23 protein-coding genes are annotated in these 23162 nt (G+C 73.0%); 10 read left to right on the top strand and 13 right to left on the bottom strand.

The window, feature by feature from the left end; all coding sequences use genetic code 11:
• Window positions 1–35: 35 nt before the first annotated feature.
• From FYW95_RS21490 to FYW95_RS21480, 3 genes are all read right to left on the bottom strand, one after another.
• Window positions 36–683 carry a LuxR C-terminal-related transcriptional regulator gene (locus tag FYW95_RS21490; protein ID WP_159943468.1) on the bottom strand — a complete coding sequence of 216 codons (648 nt, stop codon included), beginning with the start codon at window positions 681–683 and terminating at the stop codon, window positions 36–38.
• Entirely contained in the window at window positions 635–1897 is a 1263-nt protein-coding gene (locus FYW95_RS21485) for a sensor histidine kinase (RefSeq protein WP_159943469.1), read from the bottom strand. The genes FYW95_RS21490 and FYW95_RS21485 overlap by 49 nt, the downstream gene beginning before the upstream one ends.
• Window positions 1898–2117: 220 nt before the next feature.
• Window positions 2118–3059, bottom strand: coding sequence for a hypothetical protein (locus tag FYW95_RS21480; protein ID WP_159943470.1), 942 nt, complete (start codon window positions 3057–3059; stop codon window positions 2118–2120).
• Window positions 3060–3235: 176 nt separating this feature from the next.
• Between FYW95_RS21480 and FYW95_RS21475 the strand changes: the two genes are divergently transcribed.
• Both FYW95_RS21475 and def read left to right on the top strand, forming a co-directional pair.
• Window positions 3236–3679: an SMI1/KNR4 family protein gene (locus tag FYW95_RS21475; protein ID WP_159943471.1), complete on the top strand. Its 444-nt coding sequence runs from the start codon at window positions 3236–3238 to the stop codon at window positions 3677–3679.
• Between the two features lie 95 nt (window positions 3680–3774).
• Window positions 3775–4437, top strand: a complete 663-nt coding sequence (gene def / locus FYW95_RS21470; RefSeq protein WP_159943472.1) for a peptide deformylase — start codon at window positions 3775–3777, stop codon at window positions 4435–4437.
• Window positions 4438–4523: 86 nt separating this feature from the next.
• Here def and FYW95_RS21465 read toward each other — a convergent pair whose 3' ends face one another.
• On the bottom strand, window positions 4524–5549 hold the full coding sequence (locus FYW95_RS21465; RefSeq protein ID WP_159943473.1) for an NAD(P)/FAD-dependent oxidoreductase: 1026 nt from the start codon (window positions 5547–5549) through the stop codon (window positions 4524–4526).
• Between the two features lie 66 nt (window positions 5550–5615).
• Here FYW95_RS21465 and FYW95_RS21460 point away from each other — a divergent pair, with 66 nt between their 5' ends.
• Together FYW95_RS21460 and rnhA are read left to right on the top strand one after the other, a co-directional pair.
• On the top strand, window positions 5616–6200 hold the full coding sequence (locus FYW95_RS21460; RefSeq protein WP_159943474.1) for a helix-turn-helix domain-containing protein: 585 nt from the start codon (window positions 5616–5618) through the stop codon (window positions 6198–6200).
• 170 nt (window positions 6201–6370) lie between these two features.
• Window positions 6371–6847, top strand: coding sequence for a ribonuclease HI (gene rnhA, locus FYW95_RS21455; RefSeq protein WP_159943475.1), 477 nt, complete (start codon window positions 6371–6373; stop codon window positions 6845–6847).
• Window positions 6848–7196: 349 nt separating this feature from the next.
• Here rnhA and soxR read toward each other — a convergent pair whose 3' ends face one another.
• Both soxR and FYW95_RS28665 read right to left on the bottom strand, forming a co-directional pair.
• On the bottom strand, window positions 7197–7667 hold the full coding sequence (gene soxR, locus FYW95_RS21450; protein ID WP_159943476.1) for a redox-sensitive transcriptional activator SoxR: 471 nt from the start codon (window positions 7665–7667) through the stop codon (window positions 7197–7199).
• Window positions 7668–7671: 4 nt separating this feature from the next.
• The gene (locus tag FYW95_RS28665; RefSeq protein ID WP_159943477.1) at window positions 7672–8385 is read right to left on the bottom strand and encodes a P-loop NTPase family protein; all 714 of its coding nucleotides are present in this window, start codon (window positions 8383–8385) and stop codon (window positions 7672–7674) included.
• A 421-nt stretch (window positions 8386–8806) separates the two neighbouring features.
• On the opposite strand from FYW95_RS28665, the gene FYW95_RS21440 reads away from it, so the two are divergent.
• Window positions 8807–9793 carry a DUF2332 domain-containing protein gene (locus FYW95_RS21440; RefSeq protein ID WP_159943478.1) on the top strand — a complete coding sequence of 329 codons (987 nt, stop codon included), beginning with the start codon at window positions 8807–8809 and terminating at the stop codon, window positions 9791–9793.
• A gap of 44 nt (window positions 9794–9837) precedes the next feature.
• Here the strand turns inward: FYW95_RS21440 and FYW95_RS21435 are convergent, their stop codons facing one another.
• Window positions 9838–10827: an adenosine deaminase gene (locus FYW95_RS21435; RefSeq protein WP_159943479.1), complete on the bottom strand. Its 990-nt coding sequence runs from the start codon at window positions 10825–10827 to the stop codon at window positions 9838–9840.
• Between the two features lie 250 nt (window positions 10828–11077).
• Here FYW95_RS21435 and FYW95_RS21430 point away from each other — a divergent pair, with 250 nt between their 5' ends.
• The 3 genes from FYW95_RS21430 (at window position 11078) to FYW95_RS21420 (ending at window position 13258) form a co-directional block, all read left to right on the top strand.
• Entirely contained in the window at window positions 11078–12244 is a 1167-nt protein-coding gene (locus tag FYW95_RS21430) for an aminotransferase class V-fold PLP-dependent enzyme (protein WP_159943480.1), read from the top strand.
• Window positions 12245–12351: 107 nt separating this feature from the next.
• A complete protein-coding gene (locus FYW95_RS28440) occupies window positions 12352–12708 on the top strand; it encodes a MerR family transcriptional regulator (protein WP_370463246.1) in 357 nt (118 codons plus the stop codon).
• A 202-nt stretch (window positions 12709–12910) separates the two neighbouring features.
• Window positions 12911–13258, top strand: coding sequence for a hypothetical protein (locus FYW95_RS21420; protein WP_159943481.1), 348 nt, complete (start codon window positions 12911–12913; stop codon window positions 13256–13258).
• A gap of 16 nt (window positions 13259–13274) precedes the next feature.
• Here the strand turns inward: FYW95_RS21420 and FYW95_RS21415 are convergent, their stop codons facing one another.
• Together FYW95_RS21415 and dnaE are read right to left on the bottom strand one after the other, a co-directional pair.
• Complete coding sequence (locus FYW95_RS21415; RefSeq protein WP_159943482.1) at window positions 13275–13907, bottom strand: DUF6199 family natural product biosynthesis protein; 633 nt, start codon at window positions 13905–13907, stop codon at window positions 13275–13277.
• 97 nt (window positions 13908–14004) lie between these two features.
• Window positions 14005–17130 carry a DNA polymerase III subunit alpha gene (gene dnaE / locus FYW95_RS21410; RefSeq protein WP_159943522.1) on the bottom strand — a complete coding sequence of 1042 codons (3126 nt, stop codon included), beginning with the start codon at window positions 17128–17130 and terminating at the stop codon, window positions 14005–14007.
• A gap of 915 nt (window positions 17131–18045) precedes the next feature.
• Between dnaE and FYW95_RS21405 the strand changes: the two genes are divergently transcribed.
• The gene (locus FYW95_RS21405; protein ID WP_159943483.1) at window positions 18046–18354 is read left to right on the top strand and encodes a hypothetical protein; all 309 of its coding nucleotides are present in this window, start codon (window positions 18046–18048) and stop codon (window positions 18352–18354) included.
• A gap of 331 nt (window positions 18355–18685) precedes the next feature.
• Here FYW95_RS21405 and FYW95_RS21400 read toward each other — a convergent pair whose 3' ends face one another.
• Together FYW95_RS21400 and FYW95_RS21395 are read right to left on the bottom strand one after the other, a co-directional pair.
• Window positions 18686–19852, bottom strand: coding sequence for an FAD-dependent oxidoreductase (locus FYW95_RS21400; protein WP_159943484.1), 1167 nt, complete (start codon window positions 19850–19852; stop codon window positions 18686–18688).
• Window positions 19849–20424 (bottom strand): TetR/AcrR family transcriptional regulator, encoded by a 576-nt coding sequence (locus tag FYW95_RS21395; RefSeq protein ID WP_236567871.1) that lies wholly within the window; start codon window positions 20422–20424, stop codon window positions 19849–19851. Before FYW95_RS21395 ends, FYW95_RS21400 begins: the two co-directional genes overlap by 4 nt.
• 136 nt (window positions 20425–20560) lie before the next feature.
• Between FYW95_RS21395 and FYW95_RS21390 the strand changes: the two genes are divergently transcribed.
• Window positions 20561–21007, top strand: coding sequence for a pyridoxamine 5'-phosphate oxidase family protein (locus tag FYW95_RS21390; protein ID WP_159943486.1), 447 nt, complete (start codon window positions 20561–20563; stop codon window positions 21005–21007).
• A gap of 93 nt (window positions 21008–21100) precedes the next feature.
• Here FYW95_RS21390 and FYW95_RS21385 read toward each other — a convergent pair whose 3' ends face one another.
• On the bottom strand, window positions 21101–22135 hold the full coding sequence (locus FYW95_RS21385) for an aminotransferase class V-fold PLP-dependent enzyme (RefSeq protein ID WP_159943487.1): 1035 nt from the start codon (window positions 22133–22135) through the stop codon (window positions 21101–21103).
• A 13-nt stretch (window positions 22136–22148) separates the two neighbouring features.
• Complete coding sequence (locus tag FYW95_RS21380; RefSeq protein WP_159943488.1) at window positions 22149–23120, bottom strand: phosphotransferase family protein; 972 nt, start codon at window positions 23118–23120, stop codon at window positions 22149–22151.
• Window positions 23121–23162: the final 42 nt, after the last annotated feature.

Here is a 23162-nt window from a genome sequence, read left to right as displayed (position 1 = left end):
TCGGGGCCGCGGCCTTCGTCGTGTGCGGGGTGGGGTTATTGGCCGTTGAGGTAGGCCAGGACGGCCAGGACGCGGCGGCTGTCGTCGGAGGAGGGTGGGAGGTCGAGTTTGGTGAAGATGTTGTTGATGTGCTTGCTGACGGCTTTTTCGGTGATGTAGAGGCGGGCGGCGATGGCGGAGTTGGAGCGGCCTTCGGCCATTTCGGAGAGGACTTCGCGTTCGCGGGGGGTGAGTTGGGCCAGGGGCCCGGTGGAGTCCTGGCGGGCGAGGAGTTGGGAGATGACGGCGGGGTCCATGGCGGTGCCCCCGGCGGCGACGCGGCGGACGGCCTCGATGAACTGGCCGATGTCGAAGACGCGGTCCTTGAGGAGGTAGCCGACGCCGCCGGTGTCGTCGGAGAGGAGTTCGCGGGCGTAGAGCTGTTCGACGTGCTGGGAGAGCACGAGGATGGGCAGGCCGGGGATGTGGGTGCGGGCGGCGATGGCGGCCTGGAGGCCTTCGTCGGTGAAGGTGGGGGGCAGGCGGACGTCGACGACGGCGACGTCGGGTTTGTGGTCGGTCAGGGCGGTGTGGAGGTCGGGTCCGTTGTCGACGGCGGCGACGACGGTGCAGTCGTGTGCCTGGAGGAGGCGGATCAGGCCGTCTCGGAGGAGGGCAAGGTCTTCGGCGATGACAACGCGCACGGGATCTCCAGGGTCACGATGGTGGGGCCGCCTGGGGGGCTGGTGAGGTTCATCGTGCCATCAAAGGCGTCCAGGCGTCTGCGGATGCCTGTCAGGCCGCTGCCGGTGGTGTTGGCGCCGCCGGTGCCGTTGTCGGCGACGGTGATGACGAGGCGGTTGCGGCCGTGGTTGATGTGGACCCAGGCATGGGTGGCGTGGGCGTGTTTGGCGGTGTTGGTGAGGAGTTCGGCGATGGCGAAGTAGGCGGCGGACTCGACGGGGTCGGCGGGGCGGCCGTTGAGGTCGATGGTGACGGTGATGGGGAGGTGGTGGGTCAGGGCCAGGGCGTGGACGGCGCCGTGCAGTCCGCGTTCGACGAGGACGGGTGGGTGGATGCCGCGGACGAGGTCGCGGAGTTCGGTGAGGGCGTGGCGGGTGGTTTCGCGGGCTTCGGTGAGGAGGGCGCGGGCGGTGTGGGGGTCGTGTTCGACGATTTGTTCGGCCATGCCGAGGTTCATGCCGAGGGCGACGAGGCGGGCTTGGGCGCCGTCGTGGAGGTCGCGTTCGATGCGGCGGATTTCGGCGGCCTGGGTGTCGATGGTGTTGGCGCGGCTGGTGGCCAGGTGGGCGACGCGGGCGGTGAGGCGGGCTTTTTCGGAGGGGGAGAGGAGGAGGCGGTTGAAGCGGAGGTAGAGGTCGGTGGTGAGGGGGAGGAGGAGGTAGCCCAGGGCGAGGAGGAGGAGTGCGGGGGCCAGGAGGAGGAGGTGTTGGAGGGGGGTGGTGGGTGTGTAGGTGTCGTAGAGGGTGGGGCCGGTGAGGCCGAGGGCGAAGAGGAGTAGGAGGGTGCCGTGGGCGAGGAGGGTGAGGGGGAGGGCGATGAGGGTGATGTTGGCGGCGCCGGAGATGAGCCAGAGGAGGTCTTTCCAGGTGGCGGGGTCGGTGATGATGGTGGCGCCGCGGCGGGTGATGCCTGCTGGGGGGATGGGGCGGTAGGCGAAGGGGAGGGGGTGTTTGGGGTTGAGGTGGGTGAGGGTGCGGCGTTGGCTGTGGGCGAGGGTGCGTAGGAGGGTGCCGGTGAGGATGACGAAGGGCAGGCCGATCCACAGGAGGGTGAGGACGGCGGAGGCGATGACGAGGGGGAGCAGGAGGAGGGCTGCGATGTTCTGGGAGAGCAGGAGGAAGAGGTAGGCCAGGGTGGTGAGGCGGCCTGCGCGGTGGTGGGGTGCGGTGGCCATGGTGGGTAGCTTCTTCCGTTCCTGCGGGTGTGGTGGGGTCCATTGTGTCGTGTTCGGGGGTCGGGCGCGGTGGTGGTGGCTCCCCTGTGGGCGGGCGCGGGGTGGGGGTTGTGCCGGTGCGGTTGGTGGCCGGGGTGGCCTGGGGAGGGGTTGGCGGCCGTCTGGGTGTGGCGGGCCCGGGGTGGCGGGGCCCGCCGTGCGCGGGGGTGTGGTGGGGGGTTCAGGGCCAGCGCATGTCGGTGGCCGGGCCCAGGGTGTTGACGCGGGTGCTCTCGTGGGCGTCGAGGGCTTCCTTGAGTTGGGTCCAGGCCTGTTGTGGGGTGTTGTCGGTCTTGGTGCAGCTGCGCTGTTGGCAGGCGGTGTGCTGGGACATGGCTCCGGCGAAGCGGAGGGGGTCGCGGGTGTTGGTGTGGCCCCAGCGGCTGATGTTGGCCCATTGGCGGGCTTGGATGCCGTCGGTGCGGTAGATCTGCGGGATGACGTGGATGCGGGGGTTGCCTCCGCCTGCCATGTGGTGGACGTCGGCCAGGCTCCAGCCGTTGGCGCAGTCGCTGGAGGTGGTGGTGGGGCAGGAGTCGGCGGAGTTGGCGGCGTAGAGGGGGATGGTGGTGGCTTTGGTGTAGGCGGCGAGCCAGTCGCGGGCCCAGGCGGGGGTGGACCAGGAGGGTTCGGCGTCCAGGGCGGTGGTGATGGTGACGGCGTCGGTGGTGGAGTCCTTGCGGACCTGGGTGACGAGGTGGGCCCAGCGTTGTCCGGCGTGGGTGCCGGTGAGGCCGCTGTCCTCCTTGTTGTTGACGCCCAGGGCCAGGTGGGTGGTGGCCTGGTTGGTGCGGCACTCGGTGAAGCCCTGGGCCCAGTGGTGGGCGTACTGGGCGGCTTTGCTGTAGGGGGAGCGGGGTGTGGTGGAGCTGGCGGTGCGGCCGGGTTCGCGGAGGCGGTCGTCGGCTTCCTGGGTGCCGAAGAAGAGGATGCGGGGGCCGGTGATGCCGGTGCGGCCTTCGGCGCAGCCGTGTTCGTGGGCTTGGGTGGGGGTGGTGTCGGTGAGGGGGACGTAGCGGCTGGTGGTGTGGCCGGGGTAGGTGGTGGCGTGTACCGGTGTGGGCAGGGCCAGGGCCGTGGTGAGTGCGGTGGCGGCCAGGAGGCGCTGTGTGGTGGTAGCCATGGGAATATTGTGACTAAGGGTACTTTGTTGTGCACGCATGGTGACGGATGTGGCGTGTCGGGTGTTTTTCGGGCGCTGGGGGTCTGGTGGGGGTTTGCGGTGGTGCGGGGGCGTGGCGGCTGGGTTTTTGGCGCAACTCGCCGTCAACGATTTCCCGTGTCTTGCCACGACCTGTGATGATCAGGAGTGTGTGGCGTGAACTGATCCTGGAGATGTATCCCGAGGCCGATCTGAGTGATCCGGCCGACGAGGTGACCCTGGCCGAGGTCGAGAAGCACCTGATGCTGCCCCTGCCCTTCGAGTTGGCCTCGCTGCTGCGTGAGACCGACGGGGTGACCAACGAGTACGGGGACGCGGTGGTGTGGAGTGCGCGGCGCCTGGTGGAGGACAACCTGGCGATGCGCCGGGAGCCGGACTACCTGGAGTTGTACGCGCCCTTCGACGAGATGATCTTCTTCGGTGACTCCGACATGGGGCCGCAGTTCGCCTACGTGCACACCGACTACGGTCCGGGGATCGTGGTGTGGGACCATGAGACCGATCGGCGGCGCCTGGTGGTGGTGTCGTTGCGCGACTATCTGGCGCGGTGCCTGATCCAGGGCAACTCCTGGTTCCGCTGAGTCGTCGGGGGCCTGGTGGGCCGTGCTATTTTTCGGGGATGCCGGTGGCGGCGCGTCACCGGTGGTCGCCGGTGTCGTGTGGTGAGAGTGGGAGCATGTCGGAGCAGTCCAGGCCCGTGGGTGCCGTCGTTCAGGGCCGTGAGGTCGCGGACTTTCCCGAGTTCGCGCCGGAGGCCGCCCGGGGGCGGGTGCGGCGCGTCACCGTGACGGGTGAGGAGGTGCTGCACCGGCGTAACGCCGAGGTGCCCGAGCACATGCTGGGCGGTGCGGAGCTGGCCGGGCTGATCGACGACATGTTCGTGACGATGTACGCCGCCGAGGGTGTGGGGTTGGCCGCCAACCAGGTGGGTGTGGACCTGCGGGTGTTCGTCTACGACTGCCCCGACGATGAGGGTGTGCGGCACGTGGGGCACGTGGTCAACCCGGTGTTGGACGAGCGTGACCTGGACGATCCGGTGGTGGTGGAGCCGGAGGGGTGTTTGTCGGTGCCGGGTCCGCACGCGGACCTGGGCCGGGCCGAGCACGCCACGGTGCGGGGTCTGGACCGGGACGGGCAGCCGGTGGTGGTCAGCGGCAGCGGGTACTTCGCCCGGTGCCTGCAGCACGAGACCGACCACACCCTGGGGCGGGTCTACGTGGACCGGTTGAGCGCGCGCGAGCGCAAGCGGGTGCTGAAGAAGATGAACGAGATGGCCAACGACGTCTTCGCGCGCCGCAAGGAGCGGGCGGAGCGGTTGGAGCAGGAGTTGTCGGCCTGAGGGCCGCGGGCCCGGTCGGGCCCGCGGCCCGCGGCCAGGGTGGGGCCGTCCCCGTGCGGGGGCGGCCCCACCGGTGTGTGCGGGGGTTACAGGCCGTGGCGGCGGCCGGGGTCGGCCGTCCGCTCGTGCAGGCCGGCCTCGGCGGCGGGGGAGAGGGGCGCGCGGTGGGCGGCCAGGGCCCGTCGGGTGTCCTCCTGGACGAGGTCGGCGTTGATGTGGGCTCCGGCGAGGGCGCCCGCGGCGGCGGCGGAGCCGACCTGGGCGGACAGGTCGGTGGCGTTGCCCGCGACCCAGACCCCGGGCACGTCGGTGCGGCCGGTGGGGTCGGCGGGCAGGTGTTCGCCCATTCCCGAGGGGTGGGGGACGGGGCGCAGGCCCAGGGGTGTGAGCGGGTCGGTGTTGGCCCTCATGCGGGTGGCCACGGCGATGACGCGGCGTGGGATGAGGCGGCCGTCGTCCATGCGCAGGCCGGTGATGCGGTCCTGGTCGGTCTCCAGGGCGGTGACGGTGCCGTGGACGACGTCGACGCCGCGGGCGGCCAGTTGTTCGGCCTGTTCGTCGGTGAGCGGGCCGTGGGTGTGGGTGAACAGGGTGGTGTCCGCGCTGAGCTGGCGGAAGAGCAGGGTCTGGTGGACGGACAGGGGGCCGGTGGCCAGGACGCCGATGGGTTGGTCGCGGACCTCCCATCCGTGGCAGTAGGGGCAGTGGACGACGTCGCGTCCCCAGCGGCGGGCCAGTCCGGGGATGTCGGGAAGGATGTCGCTCAGACCGGTGGCCACGAGCAGGCGGCGGGCGCGCAGGGTGGTGGTGTCGGCCAGGGTGAGGGTGAAGTGGTCCTCATGGCGGGTGGCGGTGCGGACGTGGCCGGTGATGACGCGGCCTCCGTGGCGGCGGACCTCGTCGCGGCCGCGGCTGAGGAGTTCGGCGGGTGGGATGCCGTCGTGGCCCAGGAGGGCGTGGACACCCTGGGCGGGGGCGTTGCGGGGGGTGCCGGCGTCGATGACGGCGACGGAGCGCCGTGAGCGGGCCAGGGTGAGGGCGCCGCTGAGTCCGGCGGCTCCGCCGCCGATGACGAGGGCGTCGTAGGTGGTGGGGTGCGGTGTGTTGGTCATGGGTGTACTGTGCGCGCCACTCCCCCATTCTGGCAAAGCTTGTTGCTGATATGGCAAAATGGGGGGATGGACGAGGAACTGGGCCGGGCGTTGGAGGGGGTGGGCGGGCGCTTGCGGGCGTTGCGCCAGCGGCGTCGGAGCACCCTGGCGGAGTTGTCGCGGGCGACGGGAATCTCGGTGAGTACCCTGTCGCGGCTGGAGTCGGGGGCGCGCAGGCCCACCCTGGAGCTGTTGCTGCCGTTGGCGCGGGCGCACGGGGTGACGTTGGACGCGTTGGTGGACGCTCCGCCCACGGGGGATCCGCGGGTCCATCTGCGGCCGGTCGCCGGGCACGGGATGACGATGCTGCCGCTGACCCGTCGTCCGGGGGGTATCCAGGCCTACAAGCTGGTGCTGGAGAGCGGTGCGCGGGGGGAACCGGATCCTCAGACGCACGAGGGGTATGAATGGCTCTACGTGCTCAGCGGGCGGTTGCGGCTGGTGTTGGGGGAGCACGATCTGGTGTTGGTGCCGGGTGAGGCGGCGGAGTTCGACACCCGGGTGCCGCACTGGTTCGGTGCGGCGGGGGCGGAGTCGGTGGAGATCCTGAGCCTGTTCGGCCGTCAGGGGGAGCGGGCGCACCTGCGGGCCCGTCCCCGGGGGCGGGAGTGAGGGCGGGGCGCGGTGGTCGGCGGGGGCGGGGGCGGGGGTGCCTTTGGACCGGTCGGCCGTCCGCCTTGGCAGGGTGAAAAGCTCCATTGGAGGCATCTGGCCCTGTTTGTGGCCCTCTTGAGGGTGGCTGTGGCCTTTTCGTGACCGGCGGGGGCGGTAGATTGCCCGGCATGCGTAACGGGGACGAGGTCGGCGGCGAGCCGACGCGGCGAGTGGTCATCTACACCGACGGGGCGTGCAGCGGCAACCCGGGCCCGGGAGGGTGGGGGGTGTGGCTGCGCTACGGCGGGCACGAGAAGGAGCTGTACGGGGGTGAGCCGCAGACCACCAACAACCGGATGGAACTGATGGCGGCGATCCGGGCGCTGGAGAGCCTGACCAAGCCCGTGCCGGTGCTGGTGCACACCGACTCCTCCTACGTGCGCAACGGCATCACCTCCTGGGTGGCGAACTGGAAGCGGCGCGGGTGGCGTACGGCCGACAAGAAGCCGGTCAAGAACGTGGACCTGTGGCAGCGCCTGGACGAGGTGGCCTCGCGCTATGAGGTCGAGTGGCGGTGGGTGCGCGGGCACAGCGGCGACGAGGGCAACGAGCGGGCCGATGAGCTGGCCCGGCGCGGGCGTGACGAGGCCGCGGGTCTGGTGTAGGGGCCGCTTGCCCTGTTCTCCCCCGGTGGGGGGAGGCGGAGTGGGGGCGGTGCGGGCAGGATGGGGGCCGTGACGGTTCCCGGAGCCTCGCACCGCCCCCGTCGGCGTGTGTGGTGGGCGGTCGCGGCGGCGGGGTGGTCGTCGCTGTACGCGGTCTCGAAGGTGGTCTACGCCCTGCGGTGGCGGTTGGGGGTCAGCGGCGGGGCTGGGGCGGCGGCGGTGGCGCTGTTCGTGGTGTGCGCCCTGCCGCGGGCGGCGGGCGGGCGGTCGCGGTGGGTTCGGGCGCGGTGGCGGGAATGGCGGCGGCCGTGCCGCTCCCGGACGGGCCGGGGCGGGTCCGCCGAGCGGGTTAGGGGGCGGTGTCCTGTTTGAGGGCGTCGACCATGAGACGGCGCGGGCCGGGGCCCGCGGCGGCGAGCTCGTCGTCGGGGTTGGACAGGGTGCAGGTGCCCAGGGACAGGCAGCCGCAGCCGATGCAGCTGGTCAGGTCGTCGCGCAGGCGGATGAGCTGGTCGATGCGCGTGTTGAGTTCGGCGCGCCACTGCTCGGACAGGCGCGCCCAGTCCTCGCGGGTGGGGGTGCGCCCGTCGGGGAGGGTGTCCAGGGCCTGGCGGATGCGGGCCAGTGGCATGCCCACGCGTTGGGAGATGCGGATGAAGGAGACCCGGCGCAGGGTGTCGCGCTGGTAGCGGCGCTGGTTGCCCGCCGTGCGGCGGCTGTGGATCAGGCCCTGGCGTTCGTAGAAGTGCAGGGCCGAGACGGTGACTCCGGCGCGTTCGGCGACCTGGCCGACGGTGAGTTCCTTGACGATGGGTGCCACACCCTCATCCTAGGGTGCCCCGCGTGGTGCGGTGGGTGCCGGTGAGGGCGTACAGGCGTGCGTAGGCGCCGCCGCGCACCAGGAGCTGGTGGTGGGTTCCGGTCTCGGTGACGCGGCCCTTGCAGAGCAGCAGGACCCGGTCGGCGGTGCGGGCCCGGGCGGGGTGGCGGGTGGTCAGGAGCAGGCCGGTGCCGGGGGTGGGGGCGGGTGCGGGCTGTTCGGGCGGGGGGTCGGTGAGCAGCAGCAGGCGGGTGTCGGTGCGTGTGGCGTACAGGTCGCGGGCGCGTTCCAGCCGGGGGCGCAGGTCGGGGTCGAGGTCGGCCAGGGGGGTGCGCAGGTGGGCGGGATCCAGGCCGGCGGCGGCCAGGGCGGGGGTCAGGTGCGGGTCGGCGGGGTCGGGTCTCATCTGGCCGGTGAGGGCGTGGCCCAGGGTGGGGCGGGGGTGGGGGGTGAGCAGGCGGGTTCCGGTGTGGGCGGCCAGGCGGCCGTAGGTGGGGGTGGTGCGGCCGGTGAGCACATGGGTCAGGGCGGTGGTGGCGTCCGGGTCCAGGCCGACCAGGGCCACGTGTTCGCCGGGGTGGACGGCCAGGTCCAGGTGGTCGAGCAGGCGGGCGCGGGCCCGGACCAGGGACACGTCGTGCAGTTCCACCAGGGGTGGGGCGGGCGCGGTGGCGGTGGCGGAGCTGCGGCGGAGCTTGCCTCGGTGGGAGAGCCTCACGGGTGTCCGTTCGTGTGGTGTGGTCGTCACCTGCCTGGGATCGTCCGGCGCGGGTGAGAGTTCTCGTGATCTGCTCGGGTCTGGTGTCTCGGTGGGTGGAACGCCCGGTGGGGTCGGGGGGTTCCCGCGGGGTGGCGGGAAGGGTGGGGTGTGCGGCCTTGCGGCCCGGGGACGGGGCGGGTGGGATGGGGCATGGGGCGCGAGGTGGTGATCGTCGTCTTCGACGGTGTGCGGAGTCCGGACGTCCTGGGGCCGTTGGAGGTCTTCGCGGGGGCCGCGCGGGCACCGGGGTCACGGTACCGGGTGCGGACGGCGTCGTTGGGCGGCGGGGCGGGTGAGGGGGGTCACCGCTCCGCTCGGGGTGCGGCGGGGTAGGACCAGGGCACGTCGTCTCCCCCCGGTGGTTGAGGAGTGTGGGCCCGTGGAGCACGTGGCTGAGGTCGGTGCGGACACCGAACGCATCGTGAAGCATTACCTGTCCTTCGTGGAGCACTACGCGTTCGGTGATTCCCCTGCTTATGCGGAGATCGCGCGGGGTGTGGCGGGGGACGAGCGGGTGCTGGCGTTGGTGGCCTCGCTGCCGCCGGGCAACAAGCGCCAGCCCAACCTGCTGTTGGGCGCGGTGCGGTTCCTGGGCGGGCCGGTGGGGTCGTGGCCGGAGTTTCGCGCCTGGGTGGTGGAGCACTGGGAGCGGGTGCGGGCGGTGGTGATGGAGCGCCACACCCAGACCAACGAGGTCCGCCGGTGCGCGACCCTGCTGCCGGTCCTGGCCCGTGTGGAGGGGCCGCTGGCGTTGGTGGAGGTGGGGACGTCGGCGGGGTTGTGCCTGTACCCGGACCGGTACCGGTACTCCTTCGACGGCGGTCCGGTGATCGGCCCGGCTGAGAGTCCGGTGCTGTTGGAGTGCGAGACGTCGGGGCCGGTGCCGGTGCCCGACCGGGTGCCCGAGGTGGTCTGGCGGACGGGGATCGACCTGAACCCGTTGGACGTGCGCTCAGAGGATGACCTGCGGTGGTTGGAGGCGCTGGTCTGGCCGGGGCCGCATGAGGTGGCGCGGCGGGAGCGGTTGCGCGCGGCGGCGTCGGTGGCCGCGGCCGATCCGCCGCAGGTGGTGGCCGGTGACCTGGTGGAGCGGTTGGGTGAGGTGGTGGAGCGGGCTCCGGCCGGGGCGCGGGTGGTGGTCTTTCATAGTGCGGTGCTGGCGTATGTGCCCGGTGAGCGGCGGGAGGCGTTCGTTGAGGCGGTGCGTGAGCTGCCGGTGCACTGGGTGTCCAACGAGGGGGTGCGGGTGGTGCCGGAGTTGGTGGGGCCGCGTCCGGAGTCGGCGTCGGGGTTCGTGGTGGGTCTGGACGGGCGTGTGGTGGGTTTCTCGGGTGGGCACGGCCAGCGGTTGACCTGGGTGGGGTGAGTCTGGTGCGGGGGCGGGCCCTGGGGTCCGCCCCCGCGGTGTGTTCACCAGGGGTGGGGGTAGGCGTCGACCTCGGCGATGAGCTGGGCCTTGCGCTCGGGGGGCAGGAAGGCGGCGGTGAAGGAGTTGCGGGCCAGTTGGCGCAGCTGGTCGGCGTTCAGTCCCAGGTCGGTGTGCAGGGCCTGGTAGTTGTCGTGGACGTAGCCGCCGAAGTAGGAGGGGTCGTCGGAGTTGACGGTGACCAGGAGGCCGGCGTCCATGAGGGCGGGCAGGGGGTGTTCGGCCAGGGTGGGGACGGCGCGCAGGCGCACGTTGGAGAGCGGGCACACGGTGAGCGGGATCTGGGTGGCGGCCAGGTGGGCGATCAGGTCGGGGTCCTGCAGGCTGCGGATGCCGTGGTCGAGGCGTTCGACGCCCAGGAGGTTGAGGGCCTGCCAGACGTAGGAGGCGGGGCCCTCCTCGCCGGCGTGGGCGACGCGGCGCAGGCCCAGGTCGCGGGCGGCGGCGAAGACCTCGGTGAACTTCTCGGGGGGGTTGCCGACCTCGGCGGAGTCCAGGCCCACGGCGCTGATGCGGTCCAGGTGGGGGCGGGCCTGGTGCAGGGTGTGGAGGGCTTCGGCGGCGGGGCGGTCGCGCAGGAAGCACAGGATCAGGCTGGTGCTGATGTTGTGGGTGCGTTCGCTGGTGTCCAGGGCGGCGGCCAGGCCGTTGATGACGGTGTCCAGGGGGATGCCGCGGTTGGTGTGGGCCTGGGGGTCGAAGAAGATCTCGGCGTGGCGTACGCCTTGGTGGGCGGCGCGGGTCAGGTAGGCGTTGGCCAGGTCGGTGAAGTCGGCTTCGGTGCGCAGGACGTCCATGAGGGCGTAGTACAGGTCCAGGAAGGACTGCAGGTCGGTGAAGGAGTAGGCGGCGCGTAGCTCGTCCACGGTGGTGTAGGGCAGGGTGAGGCCGTTGCGGCGGGCCAGGGTGAAGGCGAGTTCGGGTTCGAGGGTGCCTTCGATGTGCAGGTGCAGTTCGGCCTTGGGGATGGGCATGTCGGTGGTGGTGACCTTTCCCGGGGGATGTGGTGTGTGGCCATTGTGGCTGATGGTGGGGGTGTGGGGGTGCCACGGGTCGGCCGCGTCGGGTGCGGTCGGGGTTTTGGCGACAGGGCCGGTTCGGGGCGCTGGCGCGTTCCATGGGTTCCTCCGCTGTCGGCCGCCGCGGGTGAGGCGGCCGGCCGGGGCGCGGTGGTGCGGGGCGGGGTAGGTTCGTCGGCGTTGTCGTGGGCGAGCGGAGGTTGGTGTGGGAATCGACGTGGCGGCGGTGCGGGCGCAGACCCCGGCGGTGGCCGAGGTGGTGCACCTGAACAACGCGGGGTCCTCGCTGGCCCCGGAGCCGGTGGTGGAGGCGGTGGTGGACCATGTGCGCCTGGAGGCGCGCGTGGGCGGGTACGAGGCCGCCGAGTACGCGGCGGAGGCGGTGGAGGGGTTCTACACCGCGGTCGCGGAGCTGGTGGGGGCCTCCCCGGGGGAGATCGGGTTCGTGGAGAGTGCGACCCGCGCGTGGGAGGTGGCGTTCGGGTCGGTGGCGTTCGCTCCGGGGGACCGTGTGCTGACCACCTCCAGTGAGTACCCCAGCAACGCGATGGGGTTGGTCAAGGCCTCCCGTGAGCGTGGGGTGCGCGTGCAGGTGGTGGGTGACGACGCCTGGGGGGTGATGGACCTGGGGGCGTTGGAGGAGGAGTTGGGGCGCGGTGGGGTGCGGGCGGTGGCGATCAACCACATGCCCACCCACAACGGGCTGGTCAACCCGGTCGAGGAGATCGGGGCGCTGTGCCGCCGCTACGGGGCGTTGTTCGTGGTGGACGCGTGCCAGTCGGTGGGCCAGTGGGAGGTGGACGTGGACCGGTGGGGGTGTGACGTGTTGACCGCCACGGGTCGTAAGTTCCTGCGGGGGCCGCGTGGGACGGGGTTCGTCTACGCCCGCTCGGGTGCGGACCTGGGGGAGCCGCCTTCGGTGGACGTGTCCTCGGCGTCGTGGGAGGGGCAGGGGTACCGGGTGCGGGGGGACGCGCGCCGGTTCGAGAGCTTCGAGCGCAGTGTGGCCGGTCAGATCGGGTTGGGGGTCGCCGCCTCCTACGCCCTCGGGGTGGGGATGGCGGCGATCCAGGAGCGGGTGGTTTCCCTGGCCGCCTACGCCCGGGAGCGGTTGGGGCGGCTGGCGGGGGTGCGGGTGTTGGACCGGGGGCGGGTGCGGTCGGGGATCGTGACGTTCACGGTGGAGGGTGTGGAGGCTGAGCGGGTGCGGCGGGGGTTGCGTGAGGCGGGGGTGCACGTGAGTGTGTCGCGCCTGGACAACCAGGTGTGGGAGCGCGAGCGGGCCGTGGGGGAGGCGGTGCGGGCCTCGGTGCACTACTACAACACCGAGGAGGAGGTCGACACGTTGGTGCGCCTGCTCCGGGAGCGCTGAGGGCCCCACCGGGGCCGGCCCGCGTGCGGGACCAGGGCGGGGCGGGGGCGGCCCTGGGGGTTGGCTGTGCCCCTGGGGCAGGGTCCAGACTCGGGCCATGAGTACTCTTGAGCCCCGTCCGGCGCAGTGGGTTGTCGGCCAAGGCGCTGCGGTTGTACGAGCGGTCGGGGTTGTTGGTGCCCGACCGGGTGGGTGCGGACGGGTATCGCACCTATCGGGTGGAGCAGGTGGAGCGGGCGCGTCTGATTCGTCTGCTGCGTCAGGCGGGGATGCCCCCGGCTGTGGTTGGCCGAGGTGGTGGACCTGGAGGGCGAGCGGGCGTGGCGGGGATCGGGCGTGCGGTGCGCGGGGCCCTCACCCACTATGAGGGGATGCGGCCACCGACCAGGCGCGCTGTGCGGGGTCGTGGTCTGGGGGCCGGGAGCCGCCCCTGGTGGGGTGTTGCCGTGACTTCGCGTTGGTGACGGTGGCGGCGTCGCGTGCCCGGCGTCGATCCTCGGTGAGCATGTGCGCACAGATAACACGCGGCGCCCAGGCGTGTGGGCGGTTCGGGACAACTGGCCGAACACGGCCACCCCCGGCTTTGGGGCGCAGGGGAACGCCCGTGCCGGGTGGCCGAGTACGCGTACTCATGTGCGCGGCCGCAGGGTGCGCCAGCCTGGGTGTATGGCGAACATCGTGCGGATCTGCGAGGACTTCCTCTACCGTCACCGCTGGGTGATGGTCCCGCTGTGGCTGGTGGGGGTGGTCGTGGTGGGAGGCGGCGGCCTCTTCCTGCTCATGGGGTCGTACATGGCCACGGCCAACGGCGCGCACCCCTGGAGCGGCCCGTTGCTGTCCATCGCCCTGTACCTGCTCTACGCCGCGCTGCCGGTGTCGCTGCTGCACCTGGTGCTGGTGTGGGTGGGGCCCCGCGCCCGCCTGCTCGCCCGGATCGTGGGGGCGCTGCTCCTGCTCCTGGTCCTGGCCGCGTTCGGAGCCACCGACATCTCCACCAACCTGGAACCGGCCTAGCCGGGGGGCGGCGCTCTCACTCCTGAGGAGGGGTGTCCTCCGCGCCTGCGGTGCTGTCGCACCCTTCCCGGCACAGGCGCACGGCCGAGCCCTCACTGTCGCGCACCCGGCGATCGCCCAGCGGCTCCTCCAGGTCCACGGGGTGTCGGGACAGGACGTCGTTCTCGCTGCTGCACCACAGCTCACCGACGTCGACCTGCACCTGCAGGCGGATGGCGTCGGCTTCCTCGGTGGCCTCCACCAGGGGGTCGCTGGCGCAGTGGCCGGTGTCGACGTAGAGCAGGATGCCGTGGTCGGTGGGGGTGTAGCCGTAGATACGGCCGTCCAGGGTGAGCATGGTGGTGAGCGTGCGGCGCTCGGACGTGGGCGTGGGTGAGGCTTCCTGGGCCGGGGAGGCCGCGGTGCGCTCCTCGGAGGACGGGGAAGGGGATTCCCATAGCTGGGACAGGACCACGAGACAGACCACGAGCATCACGCCGGCGGCGACCCGTTGCATGGCGAACCAGGCGTCGGAGGGGTAGTTGGCCTCGGGATCGCGGTACTGCCAGGACCGCAGGTGCCAGGCCACCTCCGGATTGATCAGGATCACGACGGCTCCGATGATCGCCACGATCATCATCAGGAAGATCAGCGTGAGCAGACTAGACACCAAGGGATCCTTTCCGAGGACGGGCGGGTGCGGTAGGTGAGAGGGCTGGCGGCGCCTGGCGGTTCCCGCGCCCCGATCCGGACCTGAATCCCCACTCTCAGGCCAGGGGGCGCACCTGGGTGGCGTCCACGGTGGGCAGCGCTCCCGGGGCGGCCCGGCGGATGCGCCCGCGCGCCAGGAGCACCCCGCCGTTGAACACCGCGGCGGCCGAGTGCCGCTGTGCGCGGGCCGACAGGGCCAGGTCGACCAGGCCGGTGCGGTCTTCCAGGGTCGCGAACACCACCCGGGTCCCGGAGCGGGTGGGCGGGGTCTGCACGCTCACCCGCAGCCCCGCCACGGTCACCGGGGCGCCCTCCTCCAACCGGTGCAGGTTCTGGGCCAGGGTGAGCCGATGATGGGCTGCCAGGCGGGCCAGATCGGGGGCGTGGGCGTCCAGCAGGTGCCCGGACAGCTCATAGCCCAGCACCCGCATCTCCTCGGCGATGGCGTCGGTGCGCGTCATGGCCACCGGTGAGGCGGGGCGCCGCCTGCTCGGGTCGGGCGTCAGGGTGAGCTGGTCGGGCCCAGCAGGGGCGGTGCGGTGGCGTCGCAGGGCGTGGGCGTGCAGGAGGACATCGCGCCGGCGGGCGCGGCCGCCGGTGAGGGAGTCCAGGCCTCCGGCCAGGATCACATCGTCCAGGGCCTCTCCGTCCAGGTCGGTGCGGGCCAGCAGGTCGGGCAGGTCGGCGAAGGGGCGGCCGGTGAGGATCTGGTCGAGGTGGTGTTCGGCCAGGCGGGTGACGTCGGCCAGCGGGGGGCGCACCCCCCACCGGGGCGGGCCCGCGCCCCGGATCTGTTCTACCCGCCAGGTGGTGTGGGAGGCGTTGACGTCCAGGCCCAGGACGGGCACGCCCATACGCCGGGCGTCCTGGAGCAGGAGGCGGCGCGGGTACATGCCCGGATCGTGGGCCATGAGCCCGGCGAAGAAGGCGGCCGGGTGGTGGCGTTTGAGGTAGGCCGACTGGTAGGTGGGCAGGGCGAAGGCCACCCCGTGCGCCTTGCAGAACCCGAACGCGCCGAACGCCGCCACCATGGCCCACACCTGGTCGGTGACCGGGGCGGGGTGGCCGCGCTCGGCGGCCAGCGCGCGCACCTGTGTCTCGACCTGGGCGCGGCCCTGGTCGCTGGCCAGGGCGCGGCGCATCGCCTCGGCGCGGTCCAGGCCGCACCCGGTGAAGGCGTCCAGGACGTGGAGGAGCTGTTCGTGCCAGAGCAGGGCGCCGCCGGTCTCGGCCAGGATCGGGTCCAGATCCGGGTGCGGGGCCGGGGCGGGGGTGCCGTCGCGGCCGTTGAGGTAGGCGGAGACCATGTCCACGCCCATGGGGCCGGGGCGGAACAGGCTGATGTCGGCGACCAGGTCGGCCAGATCGCGAGGGCGCAGCCGGGTGACCAGGGACCGCTGGCCGGGGGACTCGATCTGGAAGCACCCCAGGGTGTGGCCGGTGGCGATCAGGTGGGCGGTGGCCGCGTCGCCGTCGGGCAGGGTTTCCAGGTCCAGCCTGGTGTGGGTGGTGCGCTCGATCTCGGCTTGGGCGTGGGCGAGCGCGGACTGCATCCGCACACCCAGGATGTCCAACTTCAGCAGGCCGAGATCTTCCACCCCCGTCTTGTCGGCTTGGACCATCGCGTACCCGGCGCCGGAGGGCTGGGTGGGGATCCGCTCGGTCAGGGCGTGGTCGGTGAGCACGAGCCCGCACGGGTGCATGGCCACGTGCCGGGGCAGAGCGTCCAACCGCTCGGCCAGCGTGAACAGGCGCTCGACGTGGTCGCCGGTCAGGGGGGCGCCGCCCACCCGGCTCAGCTCCGGCAGTTCCCGGGCCGCCTCGCGGATGCGCGAGGCCCGCACCCGGGGGAAGGCGGCAGCGATCCGCTCCACGTCCGCCGCGGGCAGGGACAGGGCGGCCCCGGCGTCGCGCAGTGCGGACCGGGCCCGGTAGGTGTCGACCATCGCCACCGCCGCGGCGGCCCCGGGGTGGTGGGCGATCACCGCGTCGTAGGCCTCCAGGCGGCGGGCGGACTCCACGTCCAGGTCGATGTCGGGCTGCCCGGCCCGGCTGGGGGTGAGGAAGCGCTCCATCAGCAGGCCGTGCTCCAGCGGGTTGATGGCGCTGATGCCCAGCAGGTGCACGATCAGGCTCCCGGCGGCCGACCCGCGCACCGAGACCCGGATGCCCTTGCCGCCGATGGCGGCCGCGGCGTCGGCCACGGTCAGGAAGTAGGACCACAACCCCATCCGGTCCACCACGGCCAGCTCGGTCTCCAGGCGGGCCAGCGCGCGCCGGTCGCGGTCCAGGCCCCGCCGGGCCGCACCGGCGGCGCACCGGGCGCGCAGCTCGGCGGACGCGCCGGGCCGCTCGGGCAGGTGCAACCGGCCCATGCCCAGGTCGGCGTCCGGGTCCAGGGCGCAGGAGGCGGCCAGCGCGTTCGTGTGCGCGAGCAGCCGCCGGGCCCGGGAGCGGTCACCCGCGCACACCCCCTCGGCCACGGCGAGCATGTCGGCGCCGGCGGCCAGGTGGGCCCGGTCGGTGGGCGCCTCGGGGGTGTAGCCGCCCGGCGCCCACTGGCGGATGCGGTCCAGGGCCCGCGCCAGGGGCGCGTCGGCCGGGGTCGGGTAGCGTACCGCGTTGGTCAGCACGGCCAGAAGGCGTTCCTCGTCGGCCAGGCGCACCAGCGCCCGGGCCACCCGGCGCTGGCCCGGTGCGCCGTGGTCGTGCGGGGCCAGGGCGATCTCGGCGCCGGTGGAGCGCCAGGCGTTCAGGAGCGTGCGGGCCTGGGCGGCCTGGCGTCCGGCCAGGGCCCGGCCCACGTCGGAATCCGGCCCCAGCAGCGCCACGAGTCCGTCGGCGTGCTCGGCCACATCCTCGGGGGTGGCGGCGGTCGGACCGGGGCGGTGGTGGGCGGTCGTGACCAGGCGGCACAGGGAGGCCCATCCGGCCGTGCCGCGCGCGAGCACCACCACCCGGCCGCCGCCGGGGGTGGCCAGGGCCAGGTCCACGCCGAGCGCGGGCCGGAGCCCGGCCTCGCGGCAGGCGCGGGCGTGCTCGACGGCGCCGAAGAGACCGTCGCGGTCGGTCAGCGCCGCCACCGGCTGGCCGTCGGCCGCGGCGCGGGCCACGAGCTCGGCCGGGGCGGCGGTGCCGTGCCGCAACGAGTAGGAGGAGGCGACCCGCAGGTGCGCGAACACCAAACACCCCTCCCTGTGGCCGCGCGGCCGGGGAGGAAGACACCGCATTCGAACTGTCGTACGAAGACTGTAGCGTAAAGGAGGGCCCCGCGCAGCCCTGAACTGGGAGGACACCCCGCCCCGAGGGCGCGGAAACACCCACAGGGCAGGGAGTGGGGCATCCCGCCCGCGCTGCTGCACGTGAGCGAACCCGGCTCCGCGACGCAGACGATGGTCGTGCTGGACACCACCACCGGGGACGTGGTGCGTGACGCGCCCCTGCCCCCGCCGCCGGTCACGGACGGGGAGGACCCGGCCCCGGTGCGCTACCTGACCCCCGAGGTGCGTGTGGTGCGCGCCGATGAGGACGGCGCCAGCCGTGTGCTGGCCTACGCCACCGACTCGGCCGAACGGCTCTGGGAGTTCGCGTGGGAGGAGGCCCCCAAGGCCAGGTGTGCCTGTGGGGCGAGGACGGTGGGACCAGCGCTACGGCGACCGGGTCCTGGTGAACCGCCTGTGCCTGGAGGACCCGCAGGTGGAGTACGACCTCACAGACGCCCTGTTGCACATGGACGTGCCCGCTGGCGCGGTGGAGCGTCATCGCCCTCGCCGCCGCCACGGGAGAACAGGTGTGGTGCCGGGACTGGACCCCCAGGACCTGCGCATCGGCCTGCCCGGCGTGTACCCACCCCGGGAGACGGGTGAGGGCGCGCCGGTGGTGGGGGCCGACGATAACGTATTCGCCCTGGCCGACGGCGAACCCGTGCGGGCACTGCCCGCAACGCCCGGAGAAGCCCGGGACCGCGCCCTGGCCCTGGACACCGCTGGCGCGGTGGTGGTGCGCGAGTGGGAGGCCGACGAACCCGCCCACGTCCTGGCCGCCGCCGCGGGCGAGACCGCGCGGAGCACGCGGGTGGAGCGGGACCTGGACCTGTGGTGGAACTTGGAACGGTCCTCCGTGCCGGGGCCTCCCTGGTCGTGCCCCACATCGCCTACGACGACGCCCTGGACCGGGAGGTGCGTGCGCTGGCGGTCCTGCCCTGGACCGGTGCAGGACAGGAAGAGGGCGAGTGGACACCGGTCAGTGTGGGCGAGGGGTGGCCTGACCCGTCCGAGGAGCCGTGGTCGGGCTCCTCCGCCCACCACGCCCTGGCGGTGCCCGGCGCGGTGGTCTCCTACCTGGAGGGCAACAGCACCTCCGCCCCCAGAGCTGGCCTGCTGCCCCTGCACGGGCTGGTCCCCTGAAGGGCGCAGATCCGGTCCCGGGCGCGTTGTTCGCGGTCTCGATCCGCACCTTCCTGATGGCGCCCGGTACGCGGGATGAGCTTGATGAGCTTCTCCTGCTCGACGGGGTCGTTGTCGGCGAGCACCCCGCCGTTGCCGAACCGCAACCAGGCCGAGAAGGCGCTGTAGGACTCGACCTTGTTGGTGGCCGCGGACGGTGGGGACGCGGGGGCTGAGCGGGGGTTGGCCCGGTGGTACCGGTGTGATGGGCGGTTGCGTCCGGGGGCGGGTGTGGTGCCGTTCGCCGTCGGGGTTGGAGGGGTGGGTGGACCTGTGAGGGGGTCCGGTGCGGTCAGGGGGTGTGCGTCCCGGTCAGGGGTGCGGGTTTGCCGGTGAGCGCGCCCGCCAGGAGGCGGTGGGCGCCGGGGAGGGCGGTCAGGCGCAGGGCGGCGCGTCGGATGAGGATGTGGGCGGGGCGGGTGGGCAGGAACCAGTGGGCGGTGCGTCGGGCGGCGCGCTGGCGCTGGTGGACCAGGGGCCGCCAGTGTTCCTCGAAGCGTCGCAGTCCCTGGTGGAGGTCGGTGCCCGTGCCCAGGTGGTGGGCCAGGGCGAAGGCTCCGCCCATCGCCAGTGAGGCGCCCTGTCCGGCCAGCAGGGACACCGCGCCGCCGGCGTCGCCCAGCAGGACGGTGCGTCCTCGGCTCCAGCGGGGGACGGTGCTCTGGGCGACCTGGTCGTAGTACAGGTCGGGGGCCGGGGGGCAGTGGTGCAGGGCTTGGGGGACGAGCCATCCCAGGTCGGCCAGGGCGTGGCGCAGGGCGGCGCGGGGGTCGGGGGGCGTGCCGGGGGTGGGGTGGCGGTGCACGGTGAAGGCGGCCACGCGGCCGTCGCGCAGCCCGTACAGGCCCATCTGGGCGCCGATGGTGTCGGTGAGGTAGAAGCCGTCGTGGACCTGGGCGTGGATGCGGGGATCGTCGAAGGTGAAGGCGGCGGTGTGCATGCCCAGGTAGCGCAGGTGGTCGGTGTGGGGGCCGAAGACCTGGCGGCGCACGGTGGAGTGCAGTCCGTCGGCGCCGATGAGGAGGTCGGCGGTGAGGGTGCGGCCGTCGGCGAGGGTGGCGTCCACGCCGTGGTCGTGGTCGTGGAAGCCGGTCAGGGCGGAGCCGTAGCGCAGGCGCACGTCGGGGTGCAGGTTCTCGCGCAGGATCCGTTCGAGGTCGGGGCGCATGAGGGAGACCAGGCCGCCGCTGGCGATGCGGGGCAGGGTGAGTCGGGCGCGGGGGGTGCCGTGGGTGTCGACGAAGGTGGCCTGGGAGATGTCGTAGCCGGCCTGGTGCAGCTGGGGGAGGAGTCCCATGCGGTGGGCGGCCTGGTAGCCGGGGCCGAAGAAGTCGATCATGTAGCCCTGGGTGCGCGGTGCGGGGGACTTCTCGCACACGGTGACCTGCCAGCCGTGGGCGTGGAGTTGGTGGGCGGCGGCCAGGCCGGCGATGCCGGCTCCGCAGATGATCGCTTTCACGCGGGGGTTCCTTCGTGGTGGGTGAGTAGGCGGCGCAGGACGGGGGCGAGCTGGGTGCCGGTCGGTTCGGGGGTCAGTGCGCGGTGCAGCATGACGCCGTCCAGTGCGGCGGCCAGGGCGGTGGCGGTGGTGCGGGGGTCGGGGATGTCGGTGGTCTGGAGCCAGTCGGTCAGGTGGTGGCGCAGGTCGAGGAGGACGTCGGTGACGGCGTGGCGCAGGGCGGGGTCGCGGGTGGCGGCCAGGTAGGTCTCGGCGACCAGGCGTGAGGCGGGGTCGTCGCCGGGGTAGCGGTCCAGGTCGCGCAGGATCAGGTCCAGTCCCTGGGCGGGTGTGGTGCCTTGGAGGTGTTGGGTGACCTCGTCGGCGAGGGTGCGCAGGGTCTGGGTGGCGGCTTCGGTGAGCAGGGCCTGGAGGGAGTCGAAGTGGTAGTGGACCAGGCCGGGGCCCACGCCGGCGTGGTGGGCGAGGGTGCGGGTGGTGACGGCGTTCCAGCCGCGTTGGGCGATCAGGTCGGTCGCGGCGTTCAGGAGCCGTTGGCGTACCTGTGCGCCGCGTTGTGTCGTGTGGTGCACCGTGCCGCCTTGTGGTCGTGTGCCTTGGTCGCTTGCCTTGGGCGTGTGCCCAATTCCGAGCATGGCACGCCGCTGCCCGGGGTGGCAAGGGTGGTGGTGCGCGTGTGGGCGCGGGGTGTTCTGGGATGCTGGTGGGATGGATGCGAACACCAGGGGTTGTGTGGACGGGGCCGACACCGGCACCTTCGTGGAGTTCTGGCGTGAGCGGCGCCTGTGCACGCTGGCCAGTCCCCGGCCGGACGGCAGTATCCACCAGGTGCCGGTGGGGGCCACCTATGACGTCGAGCGCCACCTGGTGCGGGTGATCTGCTCGGCCTCCAGCTACAAGGCCCGCAACCTGGGGGCGCGTCCGGGGGTGCGGGTGTCGGTGTCCCAGGTCGAGGGGCGCCGGTGGTGCACCGTGGAGGGGACGGCGACGGTGCGCGGTGAGGAGGAGGCGGTGGCCGAGGCCGAGCGCCGCTATGCCGAGCGGTACCGTGCCCCGCGCCCCAACCCCGACCGGGTGGTGGTCGAGATCGCGGTGAGCCGGGTGATGGGCAACGTGGGGACCCCCTTCGGCGGGGGTGGGCCGGGGCGGCCGTAGGGGGTGTGGGCCACCGGGCCGGTGCGACGGTGGCCGGGCGGGGAGGGTGTCGGTTCCTCCGGGTGGGCCGGCGCGCGCCGGCCCACCCGGGCGTCAGGTGCGCAGCAGGGTCTTGGCGGCGCGCTCGGCGTCGTCGTGGGTGTTGTACAGGTGGAAGGACAGGCGGGTGCGGCCCGCTCGCTGGGTGGTGGTGATGCCGGCGTCAGCCAGGCGGGCGGCGGCGTGGGGCAGGTCCACGCAGGTGATGGCCGATCCGGCGGGTTCCTGGCCCAGGAGGGCGCGGAAGTGGTCGGTCAGGGCCACGTTGTGGGCGCGCACCCGTTCCAGGCCGGTGTCGAGCAGGACCCGGGTGGAGGCGGCCGCGGCCACTCCGGCGAACCAGTTGGGGGACAGGTCGAAGGCCCGTGCGGTGGTGGCCAGGTCCATGCGGGTGGCGTACATGGCCGAGGGCGGGTCCTGGGCGGCGGAGGGGCCGGCGTTGTGGGGGCGCAGCCGCGGGCGCAGGGCGGGTGAGAGGTAGGCCAGGGCCAGGCCGCGCGGGGCCATCAGCCACTTGTAGGCGGAGGCGATCAGGGCGTCGAAGTCGGTGGCGCGCACGGGTGTCCATCCGACGGCCTGGGTGGCGTCGGCCACGACCAGGGCGTCGTGGGCGCGGGCGGCGGCCAGGATGTCGTCGGTGGGGGCGAGTGTTCCGTCGGCGGATTGGACGGGGCTGAAGGCCACCAGGTCCGTGCGTGTGTCGATGGCTTCGGCGAGGCGGTGCAGGGGGGCGGTGTGCACGGTGACGCCGCGGTCGGCCTGGGCGTGCCAGGGGAAGACGATGGAGGCGAAGTCGCCTTCGGGGACCAGGACACGGGCGCCCTCGGGCAGGCTGGCGGCGATGGTGCCCGCGATCTGGGCGGTGCCCGAGCCCAGGGCGAGGTCGTCGACGGGTGCGTTGACCAGGGCGGCGAGGTGGGTGCGGGCACGTTCCAGTTCCCGGCCCCAGTCGCGGGGGTCGCCGGTGGCCGAGCGCCAGTGGTCCAGGGCCCGGGTGAGGGCTTGGTGGGCGGGTGCGGGTGGGATGCCGTACTGGGCGGTGTTGAGCCAGACGGTGTCGGTGTCCCACAGGCCAGGGATGGTGTCCATGGTGTTGATGCTCTCAGAGGGTGGTGGCCAGGGCGGCGTGGAGGTTGTGTTCGGCGATGGCGCGCATGGTGTCGCGGTCGGGGAAGGGGCCGTCGAGCAGGCGTAGGGGACCGGCGACCAGGGACAGGTGCATGGCCAGGGAGTACAGGTCGGTGCGGGCGCCGTCGAGGGGGCGGGTGGTCAGGCGGGGGTGGCGGGGGCCGAAGCGCAGGCGCAGGAAGGCGTGTTCCCATTCGTGGTCGAAGAACATGAGTCCTTCGATGTCGATGAGGACGGGGTGGCCGTGGGTGTCGACCAGGACGTGGTCGGGGCCGAGTTCGCCGTGGATGAGGCTGTGTTCGGTGCGGGGGGTGATGCGCTGGGCCAGGGTGTGCAGGGTGTGGGTCAGGCGGGTGTGGTGGGGGCGGGCGCGGGGGTCGCGGTCGGCGGTCTCGTCCAGGTCGGCCAGGGCGCGTTGGAGGACGAGGTGGTGGCAGGTGGGGGCGGCGGGGGTGTGGCCCCGGTCCAGGTGGGCGACCTTGCCGAAGGCGGGGCGGGTGTGGTCGTGCATGGCGCGCAGGGCGGTGGCCAGGTGGTCCAGGACGGGGGCGGTGGTGCGGGGGTCGTGGTGGAGTCGTTCTTCGAGGGTGGGGCCGGGCACGTCCTCCAGGACGGCGAGGGGGCCGGGGTGGTGGGGTGCGGTGGTGCCCAGGGCCAGGAGGCGGGGGACGCGTACGCCCAGGTCGGTGAGGGTGCGGTGGGCGGTGGTGAACAGGTCGGGGCCTGAGGCGTGGGAGAAGGGGTCGGTTTCGGGGGCGGTGCGGGGGGTGGCGGGCCAGTAGTCCTCGTCGGGGTGCCACAGGTAGGCGATGACGGTGGTGTCGGCCAGGGTGAGGCGGTAGACGCCCTTCTTGGAGCCGCCGCGCAGGCGTTGGACGGCCGTGGCGGGGTGGTCCTGGCCCAGGAGGCGGGGGACGGTGTGGGCGAGGGCGGTGGGTGTGTCCATGGTGGTTCCCGAAGGTGGCTGTGGTGGGGCGGTGGGCATCAT

Origin of the sequence: Nocardiopsis sp. FR4 (assembly GCF_009830945.1) — a bacterium.
GTDB lineage: Bacteria > Actinomycetota > Actinomycetes > Streptosporangiales > Streptosporangiaceae > Nocardiopsis.
This window is presented reverse-complemented; position numbering and strand designations above follow the sequence as displayed.